General features: G+C 37.9%; 18 protein-coding genes and 2 tRNA genes. 13 read left to right on the forward strand and 7 right to left on the reverse strand.

The features are described 5' to 3' along the window. Nucleotides 1–6 precede the first annotated feature (6 nt). The gene (locus M9892_11065) at nt 7–2427 is read right to left on the reverse strand and encodes a hypothetical protein (protein MCO5254891.1); all 2421 of its coding nucleotides are present in this window, start codon (nt 2425–2427) and stop codon (nt 7–9) included. 28 nt (nt 2428–2455) lie between these two features. Between M9892_11065 and M9892_11070 the strand changes: the two genes are divergently transcribed. The 8 genes from M9892_11070 to M9892_11105 all read left to right on the forward strand — a co-directional run bounded on the left by M9892_11070 (nt 2456) and on the right by M9892_11105 (nt 8560). After that, nucleotides 2456–2593, forward strand: a complete 138-nt coding sequence (locus M9892_11070) for a hypothetical protein (GenBank protein MCO5254892.1) — start codon at nt 2456–2458, stop codon at nt 2591–2593. A gap of 117 nt (nt 2594–2710) precedes the next feature. Beyond that, on the forward strand, nt 2711–3508 hold the full coding sequence (locus M9892_11075) for an N-acetylmuramoyl-L-alanine amidase (protein ID MCO5254893.1): 798 nt from the start codon (nt 2711–2713) through the stop codon (nt 3506–3508). A gap of 53 nt (nt 3509–3561) precedes the next feature. Then, nucleotides 3562–4530, forward strand: coding sequence for an MlaD family protein (locus M9892_11080; protein MCO5254894.1), 969 nt, complete (start codon nt 3562–3564; stop codon nt 4528–4530). A 78-nt stretch (nt 4531–4608) separates the two neighbouring features. Then, complete coding sequence (locus M9892_11085; protein MCO5254895.1) at nt 4609–5457, forward strand: flavin reductase family protein; 849 nt, start codon at nt 4609–4611, stop codon at nt 5455–5457. Between the two features lie 33 nt (nt 5458–5490). After that, nucleotides 5491–6588, forward strand: a complete 1098-nt coding sequence (locus tag M9892_11090; GenBank protein ID MCO5254896.1) for an anhydro-N-acetylmuramic acid kinase — start codon at nt 5491–5493, stop codon at nt 6586–6588. A gap of 41 nt (nt 6589–6629) precedes the next feature. Beyond that, nucleotides 6630–7172, forward strand: a complete 543-nt coding sequence (locus tag M9892_11095; protein MCO5254897.1) for a hypothetical protein — start codon at nt 6630–6632, stop codon at nt 7170–7172. Beyond that, nucleotides 7169–8455: an amino acid dehydrogenase gene (locus M9892_11100; GenBank protein ID MCO5254898.1), complete on the forward strand. Its 1287-nt coding sequence runs from the start codon at nt 7169–7171 to the stop codon at nt 8453–8455. The genes M9892_11095 and M9892_11100 overlap by 4 nt, the downstream gene beginning before the upstream one ends. A 31-nt stretch (nt 8456–8486) precedes the next feature. Further along, nucleotides 8487–8560, forward strand: a tRNA-Pro gene (locus M9892_11105). Between the two features lie 38 nt (nt 8561–8598). Here M9892_11105 and M9892_11110 read toward each other — a convergent pair. Continuing rightward, the gene (locus M9892_11110) at nt 8599–9981 is read right to left on the reverse strand and encodes a hypothetical protein (GenBank protein ID MCO5254899.1); all 1383 of its coding nucleotides are present in this window, start codon (nt 9979–9981) and stop codon (nt 8599–8601) included. A gap of 166 nt (nt 9982–10147) precedes the next feature. Here M9892_11110 and M9892_11115 point away from each other — a divergent pair, with 166 nt between their 5' ends. Both M9892_11115 and M9892_11120 read left to right on the forward strand, forming a co-directional pair. After that, nucleotides 10148–11698: an aldehyde dehydrogenase family protein gene (locus M9892_11115; protein MCO5254900.1), complete on the forward strand. Its 1551-nt coding sequence runs from the start codon at nt 10148–10150 to the stop codon at nt 11696–11698. A 15-nt stretch (nt 11699–11713) separates the two neighbouring features. Further along, a complete protein-coding gene (locus tag M9892_11120; protein ID MCO5254901.1) occupies nt 11714–12991 on the forward strand; it encodes a DUF2851 family protein in 1278 nt (425 codons plus the stop codon). Between the two features lie 2 nt (nt 12992–12993). On the opposite strand, the gene M9892_11125 is transcribed toward M9892_11120, so the two are convergent. Genes M9892_11125 through M9892_11140 form a run of 4 tightly spaced genes read right to left on the reverse strand, consistent with a single transcriptional unit; the run spans nt 12994 to nt 15885 of the window. Continuing rightward, nucleotides 12994–13248: a hypothetical protein gene (locus M9892_11125; GenBank protein ID MCO5254902.1), complete on the reverse strand. Its 255-nt coding sequence runs from the start codon at nt 13246–13248 to the stop codon at nt 12994–12996. Then, on the reverse strand, nt 13238–14371 hold the full coding sequence (locus M9892_11130; GenBank protein ID MCO5254903.1) for a glycosyltransferase: 1134 nt from the start codon (nt 14369–14371) through the stop codon (nt 13238–13240). Before M9892_11130 ends, M9892_11125 begins: the two co-directional genes overlap by 11 nt. A gap of 28 nt (nt 14372–14399) precedes the next feature. Beyond that, on the reverse strand, nt 14400–15032 hold the full coding sequence (locus tag M9892_11135; GenBank protein MCO5254904.1) for a 7-carboxy-7-deazaguanine synthase QueE: 633 nt from the start codon (nt 15030–15032) through the stop codon (nt 14400–14402). Beyond that, nucleotides 15001–15885, reverse strand: coding sequence for a bifunctional 5,10-methylenetetrahydrofolate dehydrogenase/5,10-methenyltetrahydrofolate cyclohydrolase (locus M9892_11140; GenBank protein ID MCO5254905.1), 885 nt, complete (start codon nt 15883–15885; stop codon nt 15001–15003). The genes M9892_11135 and M9892_11140 overlap by 32 nt, the downstream gene beginning before the upstream one ends. Before the next feature lie 197 nt (nt 15886–16082). On the opposite strand from M9892_11140, the gene M9892_11145 reads away from it, so the two are divergent. After that, entirely contained in the window at nt 16083–18026 is a 1944-nt protein-coding gene (locus M9892_11145; protein ID MCO5254906.1) for a S9 family peptidase, read from the forward strand. A gap of 37 nt (nt 18027–18063) precedes the next feature. Here M9892_11145 and M9892_11150 read toward each other — a convergent pair. Then, nucleotides 18064–18139: transfer RNA gene (locus M9892_11150), tRNA-His, on the reverse strand. A 273-nt stretch (nt 18140–18412) separates the two neighbouring features. Here M9892_11150 and M9892_11155 point away from each other — a divergent pair. Together M9892_11155 and M9892_11160 are read left to right on the forward strand one after the other, a co-directional pair. After that, a complete protein-coding gene (locus M9892_11155; GenBank protein MCO5254907.1) occupies nt 18413–18727 on the forward strand; it encodes a hypothetical protein in 315 nt (104 codons plus the stop codon). 60 nt (nt 18728–18787) lie between these two features. Beyond that, complete coding sequence (locus tag M9892_11160) at nt 18788–19648, forward strand: SDR family oxidoreductase (GenBank protein MCO5254908.1); 861 nt, start codon at nt 18788–18790, stop codon at nt 19646–19648. Nucleotides 19649–20194 lie beyond the last annotated feature (546 nt).

The following is a 20194-nucleotide window of genomic DNA, read 5'->3' on the forward strand; positions in this document are numbered from 1 at the left end:
AACACACTATCTGTCAAACCAGAAACCACGTTTATTAAGTTTCAAATCCTGTAACAGACTTGACTTAGCGCGTAGCGTAAAGAAGAAACTTTTTCTTTCACCCAAAGGAATCCAATTGAAAGTAAACTGCCAACAGTGAAGGTCTCTCACAAAATCAACAGATGTATATGAAATTTCTTTTTTAGTAACATCATACCCTGAAGTAACAGAAATCTTCCAATTTTCTGTCAGACTAAGGTCGCCTGAGAAATTAAAAATGTTTGATACACTTTTTTTATAGCCATAATTTTCGGAATAGCGCAGTGAGTAGTTTATATTGATATTCCAAGGTACATTAAAATCAATATAGTTGTATGGATACATGGCAATATTGCGCCATTCTTGATCGGTAAGGATAGTACCGGGTGGCGGTGTATAAACAGGTCTGCCATTTTTGAATGCTTCAGGATTGAGCGCAAATGAAGTGATAAAATTAGCGCTGTTCCAATGACCCGGGTTCCCATTCTTGGCAATTTGAAGTTTATTTATCTTGCGATTGTTTTCGCGTGCATATAAGTCCAAATCCGCATTTAATTGAATGGATAATTTTTTAAACAGAGTAGTACGCGCATTAAAACGCAAATTACTAAAGTTGAAGCTGTCTGCCAAAAAATTATAGTTGCCGTTAATATCAAAAGATTCAATGATTTTCACATATTTAAAGTCAGAAGAAGTATCGGTTTTGACCACCTTTTTCATTTCAAGATTATTGATGATTGACAAACCTATCATACCTTGCTTACCCATCCCCGGTCCACCTTTAATGCCCTGTTCAAAAATAGAATAACGTCCCATTTTGCCCAAAGAATCAAGTTGGACATCTCTGTAATAATTAAAGAAATTTCCCGAAAAGTCTGGGCTGTAACTGAAATTCAAAGTGGGTGTTATTACATGGCGAATGGCTTCAATTTTGGGGTTCTTTCTGAATTTAAATGTTCCAAATATTCGGGTATTAATTCCGGCATTTGCCGAAAAGCTTGACGCACGTGCAAATCCATTTACATCTTGTATATCAACCTTGTTCTCCAGCGAGTTAAATTCCTTCCGAATCGTTTTAAAATACCAATATTCATTGTAATTAAAAGAAGGGTTGAATGTGAAATAGTTTTTGAAAAACTTAATAGACGTACTGATAGGAATTGAATGACTGATTCCATTTCGGAAATCCTGTATTACATCCGGACTGGTTAATAAAGAGTCATAGGTGTTAAGTCTATTGGCAAAATTTGTATTATAACTCAACCCTATAGTTTCATACCAACGAGGCTTTCCAACAGCGTTTTTTCTTTTAAATGGTGTAAACCTGGCAACATCAAAATTGATATTAGGCAAATCCATATTAAATTCACGGGTTTGCGTGTTTTGACTGTGGTTCATTCCTATTCTCAGGTTGTATTTACCACCCGACATCATTTTAGAATAAGATACGGAAGAACGATATTGACTTGCCACAATCTGATTAGCATCAAAAGAGTTGTTGAGGTTGTATTGATTGCTGACAATATCAACATCTGCACTAAAGCCCGTGCCCGGCTTGGCTTTGGCATCCTGACTATGCACCCAGCGAATTTTGTAGTCCGGAGAAATACGGAAGTCTTGCAATCCCCTTTCACCAAAGATATTATAAGCATAGCCCAGGTTCAAAGAACCGTTGTATTTGTATCGTTTGGCATAACGTGTATTTGAATGAACTCCCCAACTACCTCTGAAATAAAAATCACCCGTCAATGCTTGATCTACATAGTCGCTCAAATGAAAATAATAGCCTCCGTTAGTTAAGTTATAGCCACGAGACGCGCTTAATCCGTATTGTGGTATAATGATTCCCGAGGTTTGTCCTTTTTTGGTAGGAAACAATCCAAAGGGTAAATAAGCCGGCAACGGAACATCTTCTACTACAAGATTAGCCGGTCCAAATACAATCTTGTTATTAGGAATAATTTTCAGCTTGCGGGCATTCAGATAGAAATGAGGGTGGTCTAATTCACAAGTTGTATATTTTCCAATATCCGTAAAAATCACACCTGTACTATCTCTAAAAACCCTATTACACAAAATATAGCCTTCTCCTTCTTGCATTTTTACCCCTTGCATTCTACCGCGTTTAGTTGCAAAATTATAATGCATGGTATCTGCTCCTACTTCTCTTTCATCGTCTTTGAAAACCGGCAAATCCACATAATGCCCGGCACTGTCAACCTTCCCTTTTGCGCGTAGCTCTTTGTTTTCAAAATTAATTTCAATATAAGCTGCTGCTAGTGCCATTTCACCGTAATCTACTTTTGCAGAGCCATACAAATAAACTCTTTTGTGTCTGAGGTCTAAAATTACGGAGTCTTTTGCCTGATAGATAACTGCAACCTCAAGCGCATCTTTTGAAATCCTCATTACTTTGCTGTTCTTTGTGCTGTCTATTATGATAGACGTATCAGTGAGTGCACCCGGCACAATAGAATCCTTTGATATAAAACTTGGAGCACTGATATTTTGCGCAAAAGAAGAAATCCCCAACAACATTATCAATGCTGTTATCCACAATGACTTAGGTATATAAAATGGCTTAAATTTTAGGTGGTTCAAAACTGAGGCACTAAAATTGCGTTTCAAAATTAGGGTGGCAAAGCTAAGACAAAAAAACAGGCATTAACCACCATTTATTAGTAAGTAAAAAATGAAAAATACACTAGTTTGGATTCTGTTGTTGAGTGCTATTGTTCATGCGGCATTTTTGGAAGTTGACACTAACAAGCAGGACAAAAAATTTACAGTTATAATCGACCCCGGTCATGGAGGAAAGGATCCCGGAGGGCAAAGTGGCGGCTTTAACGAAAAAGATGTTGTACTTGCCGTTGCCAAAAAATTAGGAAAATATATAAATGACAGTTTGAGCGAAATCAATGTTGTTTTTACTCGCAACAAAGACGTGTTTATTGAATTGTCGGAACGATCAAAAATTGCAAACAAAGCCAATGGTGATTTATTTATTTCCATTCACAGCAATGCCAATGATAACAAAGATGCCGATGGCACTGAAACCTTTGTGATGGGAACACACAAGAATGAAGGTTGGCTTGCGGTGGCTAAACGCGAAAATGCCTCTATCTTATTGGAAGCAGACTATCAGCACAATGAAAGCTATGGTGGTTTTGACCCTAATTCACCCGTGGGACATATTATCTTTTCTTTGTACCAGAACGCTTACATATCTAAAAGCCTTGAAATAGCAGAGGATGTTGAATTAGAATTTCACAAACATACAACGATGAAAAGCAGAGGTGTAAAACAAGCCGGCTTCCTTGTGCTGTGGAAGACCTCTATGCCGAGTGTCTTGATTGAAATTGGGTTTCTTACCAATCCAAAAGACCGCGCTAATATGACTTCTGACAACGGTCAAGACAAAATAGCTCTTGCTATTTACAAAGCCTTTAAGAAATATCACACCCAAACAACTTCCCAAAATAGCAAATAGAAATATTAAATTATTACTTTTGCAGACCTTTTTCAAACTCAATATTCTACAAATTGAAAGTATCAAACGAAAGTAAAATCGGAGCTCTTACCGCGATAGCAATCACTTTCCTTATTCTCGGATATAATTACATGGCAAATGAAGGCGATATGTTTAAACCCAAAACATATTACATTGCTGTATATGACCAAACTCCGGGACTTAGAAAAGGTCAAAGTGTTTTATTAAATGGATACAAAGTGGGATATATTAACTCTCTTTCTCGCGATACCAAAAAAAACAAGATTGTTACTGTCCTTAAAATTGTTGAACCGCTTGATGTACCTATCCATTCTACTGCCGAAATTATTTCGGAGGGCTTAATGGGTGGCAAAGCAATCAAACTGATTTTGAATGACAACTATGATAGTTATATGAAATCAGGTGATACGCTTCTTTCACATACAGAAGTATCTATTCTAGACGAAATTACACAGTCATTTGAACCTATTGCAAAAAAGATTGAAAGAATAGTGGATTATCTTGATTCAGTAGTAATTAAAACCGGTAAAGTACAAGGAGCTATTACTAAAACTACGGATGTAATGACTTCTATTGAAAATTTGGCAAATAAAAGCGCTCACTTGGTTGAAGCCAACAATGACAATATTACCAAAACTCTCGAAAGCATTAAATTATTATCTACTGAACTTGCATCAAAACGAAATGAACTTTCCAAAACCCTTGACAACCTTGGAGAGTTTTCTAATTCGTTAGCCAAATCTGACATCATTGCCAAACTTGATGCAACACTTGCCAATATTAGTTCTATCACTCAAAAACTTGATAATGGCACCGGAACTGCTGGGAAATTTGTGAATGATACTGAGTTATATGAAAAACTAAATGCTACCCTTGCTGACCTAAATAAACTGTTAATTGACATTAACAAATACCCTGAAAAGTATGTACCAATGCCTTGGGGAAAAAAGCAAAGAAAAGATGCCAAGAAAAAGAGCAGTCAAGAAAGTTATAATAAATAACTTTTATAACCGACTTCTTTTCCGCATTTAACCATTTCTTTAAGAAATCATTATTCTATCAGTATCTTTGAACGCTCTATGCTAACAATCAACGCAAAAGAACAATCAATTCCGGTCGTACACAGATATTTACTTGGAGCAGTGGGTCCGCGTCCAATCTGTTTTGCAAGCACAATAGACAAAGCTGGGAATAGAAATTTAGCACCATTTAGTTTTTTTAACGTTTTTAGCGCCAACCCTCCTATTGCTATTTTCTCACCTGCTCGAAGCGGTCGTACACAAACAACTAAACATACGCATGAGAATGTAAAGGAAGTTCCCGAAGTGGTTATTAATGTAGTGGATTATGCAATGCTTCATCAGGTTACACTTGCCGGATGTCCCTATCCCAAAGGCACCGATGAGTTTGTAAAAGCCGGTTTTACACCCCTTAAATCCGAACTTGTCCGCCCCGACAGGGTAAAAGAAAGTCCGGTACAAATGGAGTGTGAAGTGTTGGAAGTAAAGGAATTGGGCACAGGTGGTGCAGCGGGCAACCTGATTATCTGCGAAGTTAAACTCATTCATATTCGAGAAGATGTATTGGATGAAAACCAAATGATAGACCAAAGCAAAATTGATTTATTGGCTCGTATGGGAGGAAACTGGTATTGTCGTGCACATGGAGATGCTATTTTCGAACTGAAACGACATGAAGTTAACTGTGGAGTGGGTATAGACGCATTGCCCATACACATAAGAAACAGTAGCAAACTCACAGGAAATCATTTAGGTCAAATGGGAAACCTTATCCAATTGCCGAATGAAGAAGAAGTTAAAGCTGCTGCTTTGAAATATAACAATATCAACAACAAAGAAGATGTTGCCATAACCTTGCTTGCCAAAGGAGAAACCTCTGAGGCGTTGGCATTGTTGATGACTCAATAGAAATACAGATTTAGAATTAAAATATAGATAGAGATGAAAACATATAAAGTAATCGGATTAATGAGTGGAAGTTCTATGGACGGAGTGGACATTGCCTATTGCCATTTTACCGAAAGTAATGGACAATGGTCTTTTAAAATCACTCATACTGAAACAGTCCCTTATAATGAAAAATGGCGTATAAGACTTTCACAGTTGCGCAGACAAAATGCTCTTACGTACGTCAAAACTGATGTATTCTATGGACATTATTTGGGTGGTTTAGTTAAAGATTTTATTTCCAAAAATAATCTTAGTGACGTGGACTTTATAGCTTCTCACGGTCATACGGTATTTCACAACCCTGAAATAAAAATTACAGCTCAAGTGGGTGACGGAGCCAGCCTTTCTGCTATTGCAGGGCTGCCTGTTGTGAATGATTTCAGACGGGCTGATGTTGCCAAAGGTGGAGAAGGTGCACCCCTTGTTACCATTGGCGACAAAGTGCTTTTTGGCGAATATGATTATTGTATTAATTTGGGAGGATTTGCCAATATTTCCGGCAACGACTCTTCAGGTAACAGAGTATCTTTTGATATCAGCCCATGCAATATTCCGTTAAACAGAATTGCACGCGACCTCGGCAAAGATTATGACGAAAATGGTCAAATTGCCGAAAATGGCAGAGTGGACTATGAATTATTAGGTTCTCTAAATGCTGTCGAATACTACAAACAACCCTACCCCAAGAGCCTTAACAGAGATTGGATAAATCAAGAGTTTTGGGGGATTGTACGAGACTTTGCAGACCTGAATGCAGAAACTAAGATGAGAACAATGGTGGACCATATTGCTGTCCAAATTGCAAATGCAATCAACCTATTGTCCGAAAATAATAGCAACGGAAAAAAAGTCTTGTTAACCGGTGGAGGGGCTTTCAACAATGTTTTAGTAGAACACATCCGCACTCATTCTGAGGCTGAAATAATTATTCCTGAAAATGATATTGTGAACTTCAAAGAAGCTCTTGTATTTGCTTTTCTGGGTATTCTCAGAGTGCAAAATCAGGTTAATACGCTGAAAGCAGGAACCGGTGCATCATCCGACAGTATAGGCGGTGGTTTGCACGGAAACTTTTCAGGATTAATATAATCAATAAAATGTTTACCTTTGTTGAGTAAACTATCTCATATATGAGAAAACTATTGTTAATGCTGTTGCTGGTTCCCTTTGTTTTTGTAACGAATGGTTGCAAAAAGAACGGCAAAAAACTGATTACTATTCCGGTTGATATGAGTTTTAACACTCCCTATCCCACACCTGAAATAATGGATATTGACACCCTCTTATCGTTTGAGACCTATCGTTTTCCAACAGGAATTGATGCCTACTTAGTGCCCAAAAATTCATCGAAAGAATTATTACAAGATGTTTTTCTTGACAAAATGGATATGCAAATTGTGCTCAACGACAGTACTACCTTTGATGTTCTTAAACAGATTGATGTTTATTTGTCTGCCGATGGTATGACTGAAACTTTGGGAGCCTATTTGCATGAAGTACCCCAAACAGGGCTTTTGTCTATCTCACTCACTCCAACAGGTAATAACATGAAAAATTATCTCAAAAAAGACGAATTTTTCCTTGTCATTAAAATGGTGTTGCGCAAGCCATTACCCAAAAATACTTATATGACAATTAAGACTAAATTTAAGGGAACGGCAGGTGTTTTATGAGTGTTCTTGAAAGGCGTTTAAGTAAATTTACAGCAAAGAAACCCGAAATAGTTTTTGAATGGAAAGACAGACTATCCAAAGCAGAAGGCTGGCTGGTAATTAATTCCGTAAAAAATGGTGCTGCTCTTGCTCAAACTATTATTAGAAAAGGGATTACTAAAGAAGAACTTGAGCAATATGCTAAAAAATCAGAAATTAAATTAACCATCAGCGGACCACCCGTTGGTGGCGCAGCCATTGGTTTGAATTTTGACCGAGAGGATACACGTTATCAATCCATTATAGAACGATTTTTTAAAACCCTCACACCTATTCTCAAAAGCTATTGTGGAGTGGAAGCCGTTGAAAATATTACCGCCAATGAAATTGAAATGCTTTGCAATCAAATGGGCTTATTACATCCCTGGGAAGGCATTGTAGAGGGGTATCTTTCCTACACTCCCGATAATAAATTTAAGAGCACAATCCGCGCTTTACAAGGATTTGAGCCCTATAACACAGAAGAAAAGTTGGCAAGTATCAGCCGTTTGCAACAAAGGCACGATATCGAATTAACTGATGAGCGTTTTATTCCCAATCCCTTAGAAAAATTTACAGTTGATGAAATCATTGACGGTTGGGGAATTGCAGAATCCGTAAGGCATTATTACATGATTTATGGTGGTTTTATTAATAACAAGTTTGTGTTGATACAAGGCTGGAATCCTGTGGCATTTGCGGCAGCTTACTTCCTTTGTAAATATGGTGCGTTGGTAGTAGGAATATTGGATGAGTCTGGTTCTGTAATAAATGAAAAAGGAATGAATCATGAGGATATTAGCCGAATGTACACCCGCCACAACAAAAACAGATTGGAAAGTACAGCTAAGATCAGCTTTGATAAATCCTCTCAAAGGTTTTTTGATATTCCGGCAGAGATATTTATTGCAGCCTCTCCCACGCTTGCAATTTCAAAATCACAAGCGGCACAAATAATCAAATCAGGGATTGAAGTTATTTCGTGCGGCACAGACAGACCATTTGATGAGAATAGTTATATGGAAGAGATTGCTTCTGAACTTGATTCAAAATGTTCCGTCATACATCCAATCATATCCAAAAGTGGCAGCGCAAGAGTACCGGCATTTCTATTAAAAAAGGAAGCCCAAACGAATGATATGGCTATTATCAAAGATGTATCAGAGATTGTCAGACAAAGTATTATGCGTTTGCACCAATTCAATCCGAGGCGTACAGGAATATTTTCCAAAGCCCTTGAATTGTCCTTGACAGATTTGGTTTAATAATTATATTTGCAGCCCTCAAAAACGAGTTCGGGATGTGGCTCAGCCCGGTAGAGCACTCGCATGGGGTGCGAGGGGTCGCTGGTTCGAATCCAGTCATCCCGACAGAACTCAAAAAGTCCCGCTTCCAAGCGGGACTTTTTTTACCATTTATCTCCGTGTCTTATTTGCAAACAATAATTCGTCAATTCGTCAGGGGATACCTCATACAGCTTCATTCCATTGTATGTTGGCGAATTGAATTTTTTAAATAAATTATCCATTGCATTACAAGTCTTTTTGGGTTTGTATTCTGCAAATGCATGTAATGACAGTTTTTCTGCTGAAAGCAAAATAATCTTGTTATAAGAACTAAAATCAAATTTGTGGGGATAATTGGGGGCGCAAAACTCAACTTTTCGTTCAACTGCGTCAATATTATGAATCCAATATAAGCCAACAGATTCGCCACACAAAAGCGTTTTTCCGCTAATGTTAACTTGTTGTGAAAGCCATTCTTGAAACTTATACGGGTTGCGCTCATTGTATTGCATCATACCCATCAAATTGATGGACACAAAAGGAATGGACTGAACAAATAATACAAATACGATGATAGCCTTTTGCCATTGTGCTTTCCATTCATACTTTGCAAAAAACCTTGCCATGATTAAATATGACAATAAAAGCATTGTTGGGTTATAACGATAATTAGGTGCCAGCACAAACATCCAAAACAGCGAATGAGCAAGGAAAAGCAATGAAATAAAGTCCTTGTTGCGTATCAAATTTTTGATTGCTAAAATATGAGCAAACAGAATTCCTAACCAAACCCAAGGTTGTGTCGTAAGATAGAGACTAAACCTATTGTAGAAATGGTGAAGTAGCAATGTAATTCCACTCCCATTTTCAGTATGATCTTCTCCTGCGGCAATCAATTGGTCAACTATGCCCATAAAATTAAAATCAATCAACCATAACCACACAACAAAAGGTGCCAGATAAAGTACACCTATTAATATCTTATTTCGTACACGCTTTACAGTTAGCAAGTTTTTTACGGCAATCACAATCGAAAGCATCCATGAAGCCGGGTGTACCAATGCCAGTAAACTGCAAGACACAATGGCAATAATCCCGTTTCTTCTAACCAAAGTAAAATATAAAGCTGCCGACAGATAGAACAACTGTTGCATTTCACAGCGCACCGATCTCAAACTTTCATAAATTCCTTTGTCAAACATAAAAAACAAGAGAATAATCCATGCCAAGCCTTCATTTGCATAATGTTTTGTCAGTTTGTAAAACAAAATACATGTTCCCATAAAAAATAAAATGTGCGGGAAACGCATCCAAAAAATATCAGCCCCAAATAAATACCCCATAGCTGCAAAAGGCAGATTACGCAAAGGAAGATTTGCCAGAAATATATGCTCTGAACCATTGTATTGCCACAAAAAGCTGTTGTACCCCTGCCCTTCTACCCAGCGCATAGCAGGATCCAAATCCATGATTTCATCTATCCAAGCAATAGGCACAAATGCCAAATTGCAAAGTACCACGATAAAATACCCTATGCATATAAAGAGTATTATTCGCTGAAGATTAGTGTTCATACAATGAAGCACAAAACTAACTTTAAAAAAGTTTATGCGCCCTAAGATGACAAAGCATTTTGTTTAAATATTACCTTTGTAATTCAAATTAAAAGCAATGACAAAAGCAACGGTTGATATCAGCAATATTTTAAAAAAACTTAGAATCAAAAAAATCAATGAGAGTGTGTGTACGGGTGTAAGTTGGATTACGGCTGTGGGCACTAAACGCAGAGAAATTGTTTCGCCCGTTGATGGTAAAACTATCGGAGAGATTGTATATGCCGGAGATACTGAATATGAAGCTGTCATGAAAAGAGCGCAAGACGCTTTTAGAATATGGAGTTCATATACTGCACCTCAAAGAGGTGAAATTGTCAGACAAATGGGAAACAAACTGAGAGAATACAAGCATGAGCTTGGTATATTGGTTTCATACGAAATGGGAAAAAGTCTTCAAGAAGGATTGGGCGAGGTACAAGAAATGATTGACATCTGTGATTTTTCTGTGGGTTTGAGCCGCCAACTTTATGGTTTGTCCATGCATTCGGAGAGACCTCATCACAGAATGTTAGAACAATGGCATCCTTTGGGTGTGGTAGGCATTATTTCTGCTTTTAATTTTCCTGTTTCTGTATGGAGTTGGAATGCTTTTATTGCGCTGGTTTGCGGCAATACTTGCGTGTGGAAACCAAGTGAGAAAGCGGCTTTATCGGCAATTGGCGTTATGAATATTTTACAGGAAGTATTAATTGCAAATAAAATTCCCGATGGTGTTATCACCCTCATAAATGGCGGTGCTGAAATAGGAAAAAAGTTAGCCACAGACAGCAGAGTGGCATTGTTGTCTGCTACGGGGTCAACCAAAATGGGTAAATCTGTTTCTAAAACTGTAGCCGAGAGATTAGGAAAATCCATACTTGAATTGGGTGGCAACAATGCCATTATTATTTCAGACAAAGCAGATTTAGATTTAGCCCTTCGTGCGGTTGTGTTTGGAGCCGTTGGTACTGCCGGACAGCGTTGCACAACCACACGCAGAATCATTGTACAGAAAAACATCTACAAAGATTTTATTAAGAAACTAACCGCTGTTTACAAACAAATCACGATTGGAAATCCGTTACTTGAGACAAATCTGGTAGGACCTTTGATTGACAAACAAGCAGTAGAATCGTTTGTACGTGCATTGATTGAAGTCAAAAAAGAAGGAGCTAAAATCATTTTTGGAGGTGATGTATTGACAGGCAAGGGTTATGAATCAGGTTGTTATGTAGTCCCCGCTATTGTTGAAGCTCAAAATCATTATAAAACTGTACAATTAGAAACCTTTGCTCCCATTCTCTATGTGATGCAATACAATACTCTCGATGAGGCTATTGCCATGCAGAATGATGTCAAACAAGGACTAAGCTCAGCAATATTTACCACAGACCTAAGAGAATCTGAGAAATTTTTGACTGCTGCAGGTTCAGATTGTGGCATTGCCAATGTTAACATAGGGACTTCCGGTGCAGAGATTGGAGGTGCTTTTGGCGGTGAAAAAGAAACCGGTGGAGGCAGAGAAAGTGGTTCTGATGCTTGGAAAGCCTATATGAGAAGACAAACTGTAACCATTAACTATGGCAGCACTTTGCCCTTAGCGCAAGGAATTAAGTTTGACATTTAAATAAAAAGACAAGCCGTGATAAAAGAGGATTTCTTACAAGCAGGCTGGAAGACCGGGCTATTTCTTAAACCTGAATTCCGGTTGACTGATGGAAGAAAACTCGAAATCTTGAACCGTGGGATTCACAACAAAAATAACGGACCTGACTTTATTCAAGCTAAAATAAGAATTGAAGATACGCTATGGGCGGGCAGTATTGAATTTCACGTAAAAAGCTCTGACTGGAATAAACATGGACATACGACCGATAACGCATACAAAAATGTTATTCTGCACATAGTCTGGGAACACGACACCGAAATCCAATTGCAAGATGGCTCTACCCTACCTTGTCTTGAACTAAAACCTATTGTTTCACAGAAGCAACTCCATAATTACCTTGCTTTGATTCAGTCACTCAAAGAAATTCCATGCGAAGACACAATCAAAGATGTGAATTCTCTCACGGTATATCAAATGTTGCAAAGGACTGTTGTTGAAAGGATTGAACGAAAAACTGAAAGGATTGCTTCTATTCTGGCAGAAAGTAATAATGATTGGCATAAAGCATTTTACAAAACTCTGTTCAGGAATTTTGGTTTCAAAACCAATCAACATGCTTTTGAAGAACTTGCAGACAGAATTCCTGTTAAGGTATTTGATTTGCTTAAGGACAAACCAATCACAAGTGAGGCACTGTTGATGGGGTGTTCAGGACTATTGTCCACAGACGAATACGCGGACTCATACACTGTTTTTCTTAAAGAAGAATTCAAATTCCTAAAGCATAAATATAATCTCAACGAACTCTCGCCCACACTTTGGAAATTTTCAAAAATGCACCCTCATAATTTTCCGTTTATTCGATTGGTGCAACTTGCTTCATTGCTAAATCACAATTATCAATTGCCTGCCCGTGTTTTAGAAGCCCAAAGCACCAAAGATTTAATAGGATTGTTTAGCACAAAAATTTCTGAGTATTGGAAAGATCACTACAAACCGGGAGTGGAGGGGAAATTTAAAAACAACGATTTGTCAAAAGACTCTATTGACCTGCTTATCATCAACACTTGTGTCCCATTTGTTTTTATATATGGCAAAGAGTCCGGTACAGCGGAATATTGTGAAAAAGCACTTTCTTGGCTGGAGGACATCAAACCCGAAAATAATTCTATTATCCGTTCTTGGAAAAGCATTGGTATCAAGGCTGCCAACTGTTTTGAAACACAAGGTTTAATTGAGCTTAAAGAAAGTTATTGCACTCAAAAAAGGTGTATGGAATGTCTGATTGGATATGATATTCTAAAGAAATAACTTTACAAATATTTCATCCCTTTGGCAGTTATTCTAAAATATTGACCGGCATAAGTGTCCGGTTCAATATAGGCAACCGAAATAAACTTATCCTCTCTTTTCTCATATACCCTAACCAAATCTTTTACAACCAAAATTCTCAGGACATCTGAAACGATATTGCGGTCAATGTTTCCGGCATCTTCCAAAATGTGTTCAAATGTTTCCTCAAAAATCAGTGATGATAAAATCTTGATTGCAAGCGGTTCAAGCTTCATAAGTCCTCCCTTTCCATGTAAATTCACCAAAAAATTTTTGATATAAAACCGGAATCATATAGATAACCTGGTAAAAAGGCATGACCGCTATAAGTCCAAGCAATCTGATATTTTTCTTGAAAGAATATTTAAAGAATGAAGCAAAAGAGCTAAATAATATGACATCACCTATCCATTTATCAAGCAACAGACCGGATTTAATCCAATTAAATGGAAAAAACAAAGCTAATGGTATGGAAACAATCAAAAACAACATAAACAATGAAGGAATGATAACAGGCAACTGATTCCATGAGAATTTAGCTGTCTTTACTTTAGAAATCCAACGAGTTCGTTGAGAGATAAGCTGAGTTAAGGATTGACAAGCATCGGTTTTGATTAAAACATCATGCGTCATAAACACTTCTACCAAATCCGGATTCAAGTTATGTACTCTTTTCAGCAAAAACTCATCATCACCGCTGGCAAGCTGCATTTCAGGGGTATAAGCACCGACTCGCATAAAAATATTTTTGGTAAAAGCTAAGTTAGCTCCATTTGCTGAAAACACAACGCCATTTGCCAATGAACCCATACTCATTGAGACCAAAGCTGAACTTTCAAGCTTCTGAATATCTTCAAAAAAAGAGTTTTGACTCTTTAATTCAATTGGCATTACCAACATTTCCGATTGTGTTGAGCCAATTTTTTGAGCAATAGCAGTTAGCCAAGTTTTAGGACATTCCACATCAGCATCAGTCGTTACAATCCACTTAGTTTGAACATGATTAATCCCTGTTTGCAGTGCTCTTTTTTTCCCTTCTCCGTCATTTTGTAATACTTCATATTCAAATGGAAATCCATTTAATTCAAGGTCTAATTTTGACTTTGAATTGTCCTCTGAATGGTCATCAATAAAAATAAACATAACTTTGGAATGGCTTGGTTTATCAAGCATCTTGAGAGAATGCACAAGCGTTGGCAAGGTGGATTCTTCATTCCTAAATGGGATCACAACAGTAAAATCAAGTGGGAGTTGAGTAACTTTATTGAATTGATTATTTTTCAATGCTTTCCTCATTCCTATTGCGAAGTAAATCATTACTGAAATATATGCTACACCTATGAGTTGGAACAAAAACATGGAATTTAATTATTAATAATGACCCGGATTAAGGAATCTGCATATACTTATGGGTTTGCAAAGAAATTTGCCATTCAGGATTTTTCTTTATATAGTCAATAACCTTGGGCAGCATTTCGTTTGCTTTGCTCCATTCGGGTTGGAGCAGTAGCCTGCATTGATTGTTTACTTTGTTTTTATATTCAACCGCCCATTTGAAATCAGAGAGATTAAAAACAATGATTTTAAGTTCATTGGCTTTATGTATTTGAGTATCCAATGGTTTTTTGAATTTTTTGGGTGAGATACAAATCCAATCAAAATCGCCTTTTATTTCAGAAGAAGCAGAAGTTTCCAAATGTACTCTTAATCCCTTATTGTGTAATTCCTTACACAGCTCAGTAAGGTCGTAAAGACAAGGTTCTCCACCGGTAATAACCACAATTTTAGTTCCACTTTGTGCAGCGTCATCAGCAAGTTCTTTGGCACTTAAGCGTGGAAAGCCTTCAGCATTCCAGCTTTCTTTAACATCACACCACACACAGCCCACGTCACATCCGGCAAGGCGAATAAACCAAGAAGCATATCCGCTATACGTCCCTTCACCTTGAATGGTGTAAAAACGCTCCATGACAGGAAATAACTGTGTTTTAGGCAAGGTTGAATTTCTTTTTGTAAGCATCTAAAGTATTTATCATCAAACCTATTCTGGTCATAGGTCCAACTCCTCCGGGAACGGGCGTTGCTGCATGACAAACTCCTTCCAATGAAGCATAGTCAGCATCGCCTTTGAGCACATATCCTTTGGGTTTGCTGCTGTCGGCAACACGTGTAATGCCTACATCAATAACTGTAGCACCGGGTTTGAGCATATCTCCTTTCAAAAATTCTGCTATTCCGATAGCAACTACCACAATGTCAGCATGCTTAGTATAAAATTCAAGGTTTTGTGTGCGGCTATGACAAAGCGTAACTGTTGCATTGCCGGTGGGTGTTGCCTGAGAGAGCAGAATACTCATCGGTCTGCCCACAATATTGCTTCTTCCGAGCACTACTACGTGTTTGCCTTTAGTTTCTATTTTATAAAACTCTAATAACTTCAAAATACCAAAAGGTGTTGCAGGAATATAGCCTCCTTCTCCTCTTGTAACCAAGCCAAAATTAAAGGGTGTAAAACCATCTACATCCTTGAATGACGAAATTGAGTCTGTTACTTTCTTTTCTGATATATGCTTAGGTAAAGGTAATTGAACAATAAGTCCATCGGTAGTTTCGGATTGATTAATTTTCTCTATTAATGCCAAAAGTTCAGCCTCTGAAGTTGTTTCCGGCAAGCGGATTACTTCTGAACCAAAACCAACTTCTTGACAGTCTTTTTCTTTGGAAGCCACATAAGTTTGGCTGGCACCATCTAATCCTACTAAAATCGCTGTCAGATGTGGGGCACGCCTACCGGAATTTACAATCTGATTGGTTTCTTCACGTAATTTTTCTTTTACTTCCTTGGCAACTTTAACACCGTCAATTCTTATCATATTTTCATTGGAGTATGAATGGGCAAAGTTACAATAAGTAAGACAGATAATTGAATGACATTAACGTAATATATCTACAACATCAACAAACTTTATTTTTACAAAAAACCCAATCTACATTATCATTTATCAAGACTTAGAGATTATCCTGCTTCCATTATATTTGCCCAAAATAATTAATAAACAAGATGAACAAACTGAAATTATTAGCAATCATTGGAATGTCCTGTATGAGCATTGCTGCTTTTGCACAAGATATTAGTCTGACCAATCCCGTTACTGCCTCAACCAGGGATGTAATGACCCCTGACTTGTTGTGGAAACTTGGGCGGGTATCTGCAATGGGTATCAGCAAAGACAAAAAGTATTTAGTTTATAAAGTAAGCACTCCTTCTGTACAGAATAATAATTTCACTTCAAAATACTTCATCATTCCGGTGGAAGGCGGCAATGCAAGCGAAATTAGCGACCCTCTATCCTATTTAAATAATAAAAACATTTCTCCGGACGGCAAATATCAGCTATACACAATGGATGTCATGCTGCAACCGGTGCTGGGCAAGGATTTGTACACAAATTACCCTAATTCTGATGTCAAGGTATATAACAGTCTTGATTACAGGCATTGGAGTTCTTGGTTTGACGGGAAATATAGCCATGTATTTTTTAAAGAGTCCGGCAAACCTGACACAGAGGGTACAGATTTGTTGGAAGGTCAAAGATACTACTGTCCTCAACAACCTTTTGGCGGAGATAATGACTACATCTGGTCTCCCGACAGCAAAAAAATAATTTATGTGAGTAAAAAAAGTGAAGGCACTGCTTATGCCATCAGCACAAATACCGACATATATCAATATGATATTGCCACAAAAAACACCCTCAATCTGACAGACGGCATGAAAGGCTACGATACAGAGCCTGCATTTAACAAAAAAGGTGCCTTGGCTTGGTTGAGTATGGAGCGAGACGGATACGAAGCAGATAAAAACGATATACTTGTTTTAGAAAACGGAATCAAACTCAACCTTACTGCACAATGGGACGGAACAGTAGAACAGTTTGTATGGGCAGAGGATGACAAAACCTTGTTCTTTACAGCCGCTACCGGAGGAACCGTCCAACTTTTTGCAGTTGATTACCCCGGCAAAACTAAAAAGATGCCGGTTGTGGTTCAATTGTCAAATGGACAGTTTGACGTAAGCGGAATCATTGGACAGATAGGCAATAAACTCTTTGTAACACGTACAGACATGAATACAGCTGCGGAGATTTATAGTTTTGATTTAAAAACCAAGCAATTTCAAAAAATCACGTCTGTAAATGATCAAGCATATAGCCAAATAGAAAAATGTGAAGTCAAAAAACGGATAGTGAAAACTACTGACAACAAAGACATGACAGTATGGGTAATTTATCCTCCGGATTTTGATCCTAATAAAAAATACCCCACCCTACTTTACTGTCAAGGTGGACCGCAGTCTGCACTGAGTCAATTTTATTCGTTCAGATGGAATTTTCAATTAATGGCTTCACAAGGTTATATAGTGGTTGCACCCAATCGCAGAGGCATGCCCGGACATGGAGTCGAATGGAACGAAGCCATCAGCAAAGATTGGGGTGGTCAGGTAATGAAAGATTATCTTTCTGCTATTGACGATGTATCCAAAGAACCTTATGTGGACAAAGACAGACGCGGTGCAATTGGCGCAAGCTATGGCGGCTATTCGGTCTTTTATTTGGCGGGTATTCACCAAGGCAGGTTCAAATCCTTTATTTCACATGCAGGTGTGTTTGACACTAAAAGCATGTATGGAACCACAGAAGAAGTTTGGTTCCCAAACTTTGATGCCGGAGGTGCTTACTGGGAATATGACAATAAGGTAGCTCAAAAAACATACAACGAATTCAATCCGAGTAATTTTGTTCAAAACTGGAACACTCCTATTCTGATTATTCAAGGTGGAATAGATTTTAGAGTACCGATAGGACAAGGGCAAGAAGCATTTCAGGCAGCGCAGTTGCGTGGAATTAAAAGTAGATTTCTATATTTTCCTGAAGAAAACCATTGGATATTGTCACCCCAAAATGGAATGATATGGCAGAATGAATTCTTTAAATGGTTGAAAGAAACACTATAAAAAAAGCCTCTCGAATTTTCGGGAGGCTTTTTTTTAAGGGTGAATGATGGGACTTGAACCCACGACCCCCTGAACCACAATCAGGTGCTCTAACCAACTGAGCTACAATCACCGTGTTTTTGGGGTTGCAAATATAATCTTATACGCTCAATTTCAATAACCGATAAATTTATTTTTATTGCTTCTCTAACAATGTCGTTCACACCAATATCCGTGCGATATTAGGAATAGTGCCAATAAACGATTTGGCTGGTGCTGTCTGCGCCAAGAATGCACTAAACAAAGACTATGGCTGATGTCATAAGCATCAGCATATTTTCGGTTCAAATAACATTTAGAATACATAGGCTGTTGACACTTCCCAAATCAACTTAAAAAATAAAATCGTGAAGAGAATTGGAAAGCGTAATTCTTACCCTATTTTTGCAGCGGCAAGCGGGAACGACCAGCTCCTGTCTCACTCCCCCAGGCAGGGAACTGAGCAAGGGCAGACGGTTGTAGCGGTGCGATTCTTTGCTTGCCTTTTTTTTATGGTAGAGGAGAAAGATAGTTTTAAAAATCCAAAACACAACGAAGAACATTTCTATCACCCTCATGAAAAAACCATGGGTGGCTGTTGTAGTATTCTATTTTTTGTACCTACCATTCTGCTTATTCTGCTTTTGATTTATTACTTTGTAGGACAATACGTACAACATTAACCCCTTATTGCGGGCTTTTCTACTTGAAGATTTTTCTACTTATTACTTACTTTTGCTCTCATGCTAAAGGAAAATTCTCTTAAAGATAAAGTTATCATAGTTACGGGTGGCGGAACCGGATTGGGCAAAGAAATGACCAAGTCTTTTTTAAGACTTGGTGCTAAAGTTTGTATTGCCAGCCGAAAAACAGATGTATTACAAAAAAGCGCAATAGAATTGCGCAAAGAGACCGGAGGAGATATTATTTACACCCAATGCGATATACGCAATTATGCGGAAGTAGAAGCCATGATAAGCAAAGTAGTCGAACACTTTGGACATTTCAATGTATTGGTCAATAATGCTGCGGGAAACTTTATCAGCCCGACAGAAAGACTTTCACACCGCGCGTTTGACACCGTAGTGGACATCGTACTCAAAGGCTCATATAACTGCACATTGGCTGCCGGCAAGTATTGGATTACAGAAAACATCAAAGGCACAATATTAAGCATTTTAACAACCTATGCTTTTACCGGCTCTGCGTATGTTGTTCCATCTGCGTGCGGCAAAGCGGGGGTCTTTGCCATGACGCAATCTTTGGCGGTAGAATGGGGCAAATTTGGAATCAGACTTAATGCGATAGCTCCGGGTGCATTTGCATCTGAAGGGGCATGGTCAAGGCTGCTACCGGGAGAACTCATGCACAAATATAATCCTGCAAAATATAATGCACTCAACAGGTTTGGAGAACATCAAGAGTTGACCAACCTTGCCTCTTATTTGGTTTCAGATTTCTCTTCTTTTATAACAGGCGAAATGATGGTCATAGACGGAGGACAATGGCTCAAGGGTGCAGGACAATTCAGTATGCTTCATGATATTGCTGAAGACCAATGGGACACTATCGGAGAATTGTCACGAAAAGGCAAATCTAAGTAAGCGAGCAATGCACATTAGCATAAAACACCCTCCACTTAAAACACACTACAACCCCTACTCCTTTTTATGCTTATCCGGTTTTTTTCTAAAATAGACATAATCCAGATTTAATTTAAATGAGATACGCTGCATGAAGCTGATTTTATTAAGGTCATAGAAATCTTTAAAGTTTATTTTTCAGCCGTGGTTGGTGTTGTCACCAACCACTCAAATTTAAAATTTATCGACAAATAAATTAGTTTAATCCATTTTACCCTTATATTTGAACCACAGAGTTTTGAAAAAAAGAGCTATCCTATTTCCATGTCCTTTTGAATGAGTTCAAAATATTCAAAAGTATTTCCCAAACCAAGTATCCTTATAGCTCTTTTGAGGGAAGAAAGAACAATAAAACATATACACTAAAAATAAATATATTATGAAAAAATCAATCCTACTTATCAGTATATTGTTGTTGATTATAATGCAATCCTGCGTTAAAGAAAAAAAATGCAGAGAACTGACCCCGATATTATTAGAACAGGAAATGCTGGATTGGGTTTATTT

It is taken from the genome of Bacteroidota bacterium, assembly GCA_023957335.1.
Classification (GTDB): Bacteria; Bacteroidota; Bacteroidia; order NS11-12g; family UBA955; genus JALOAG01.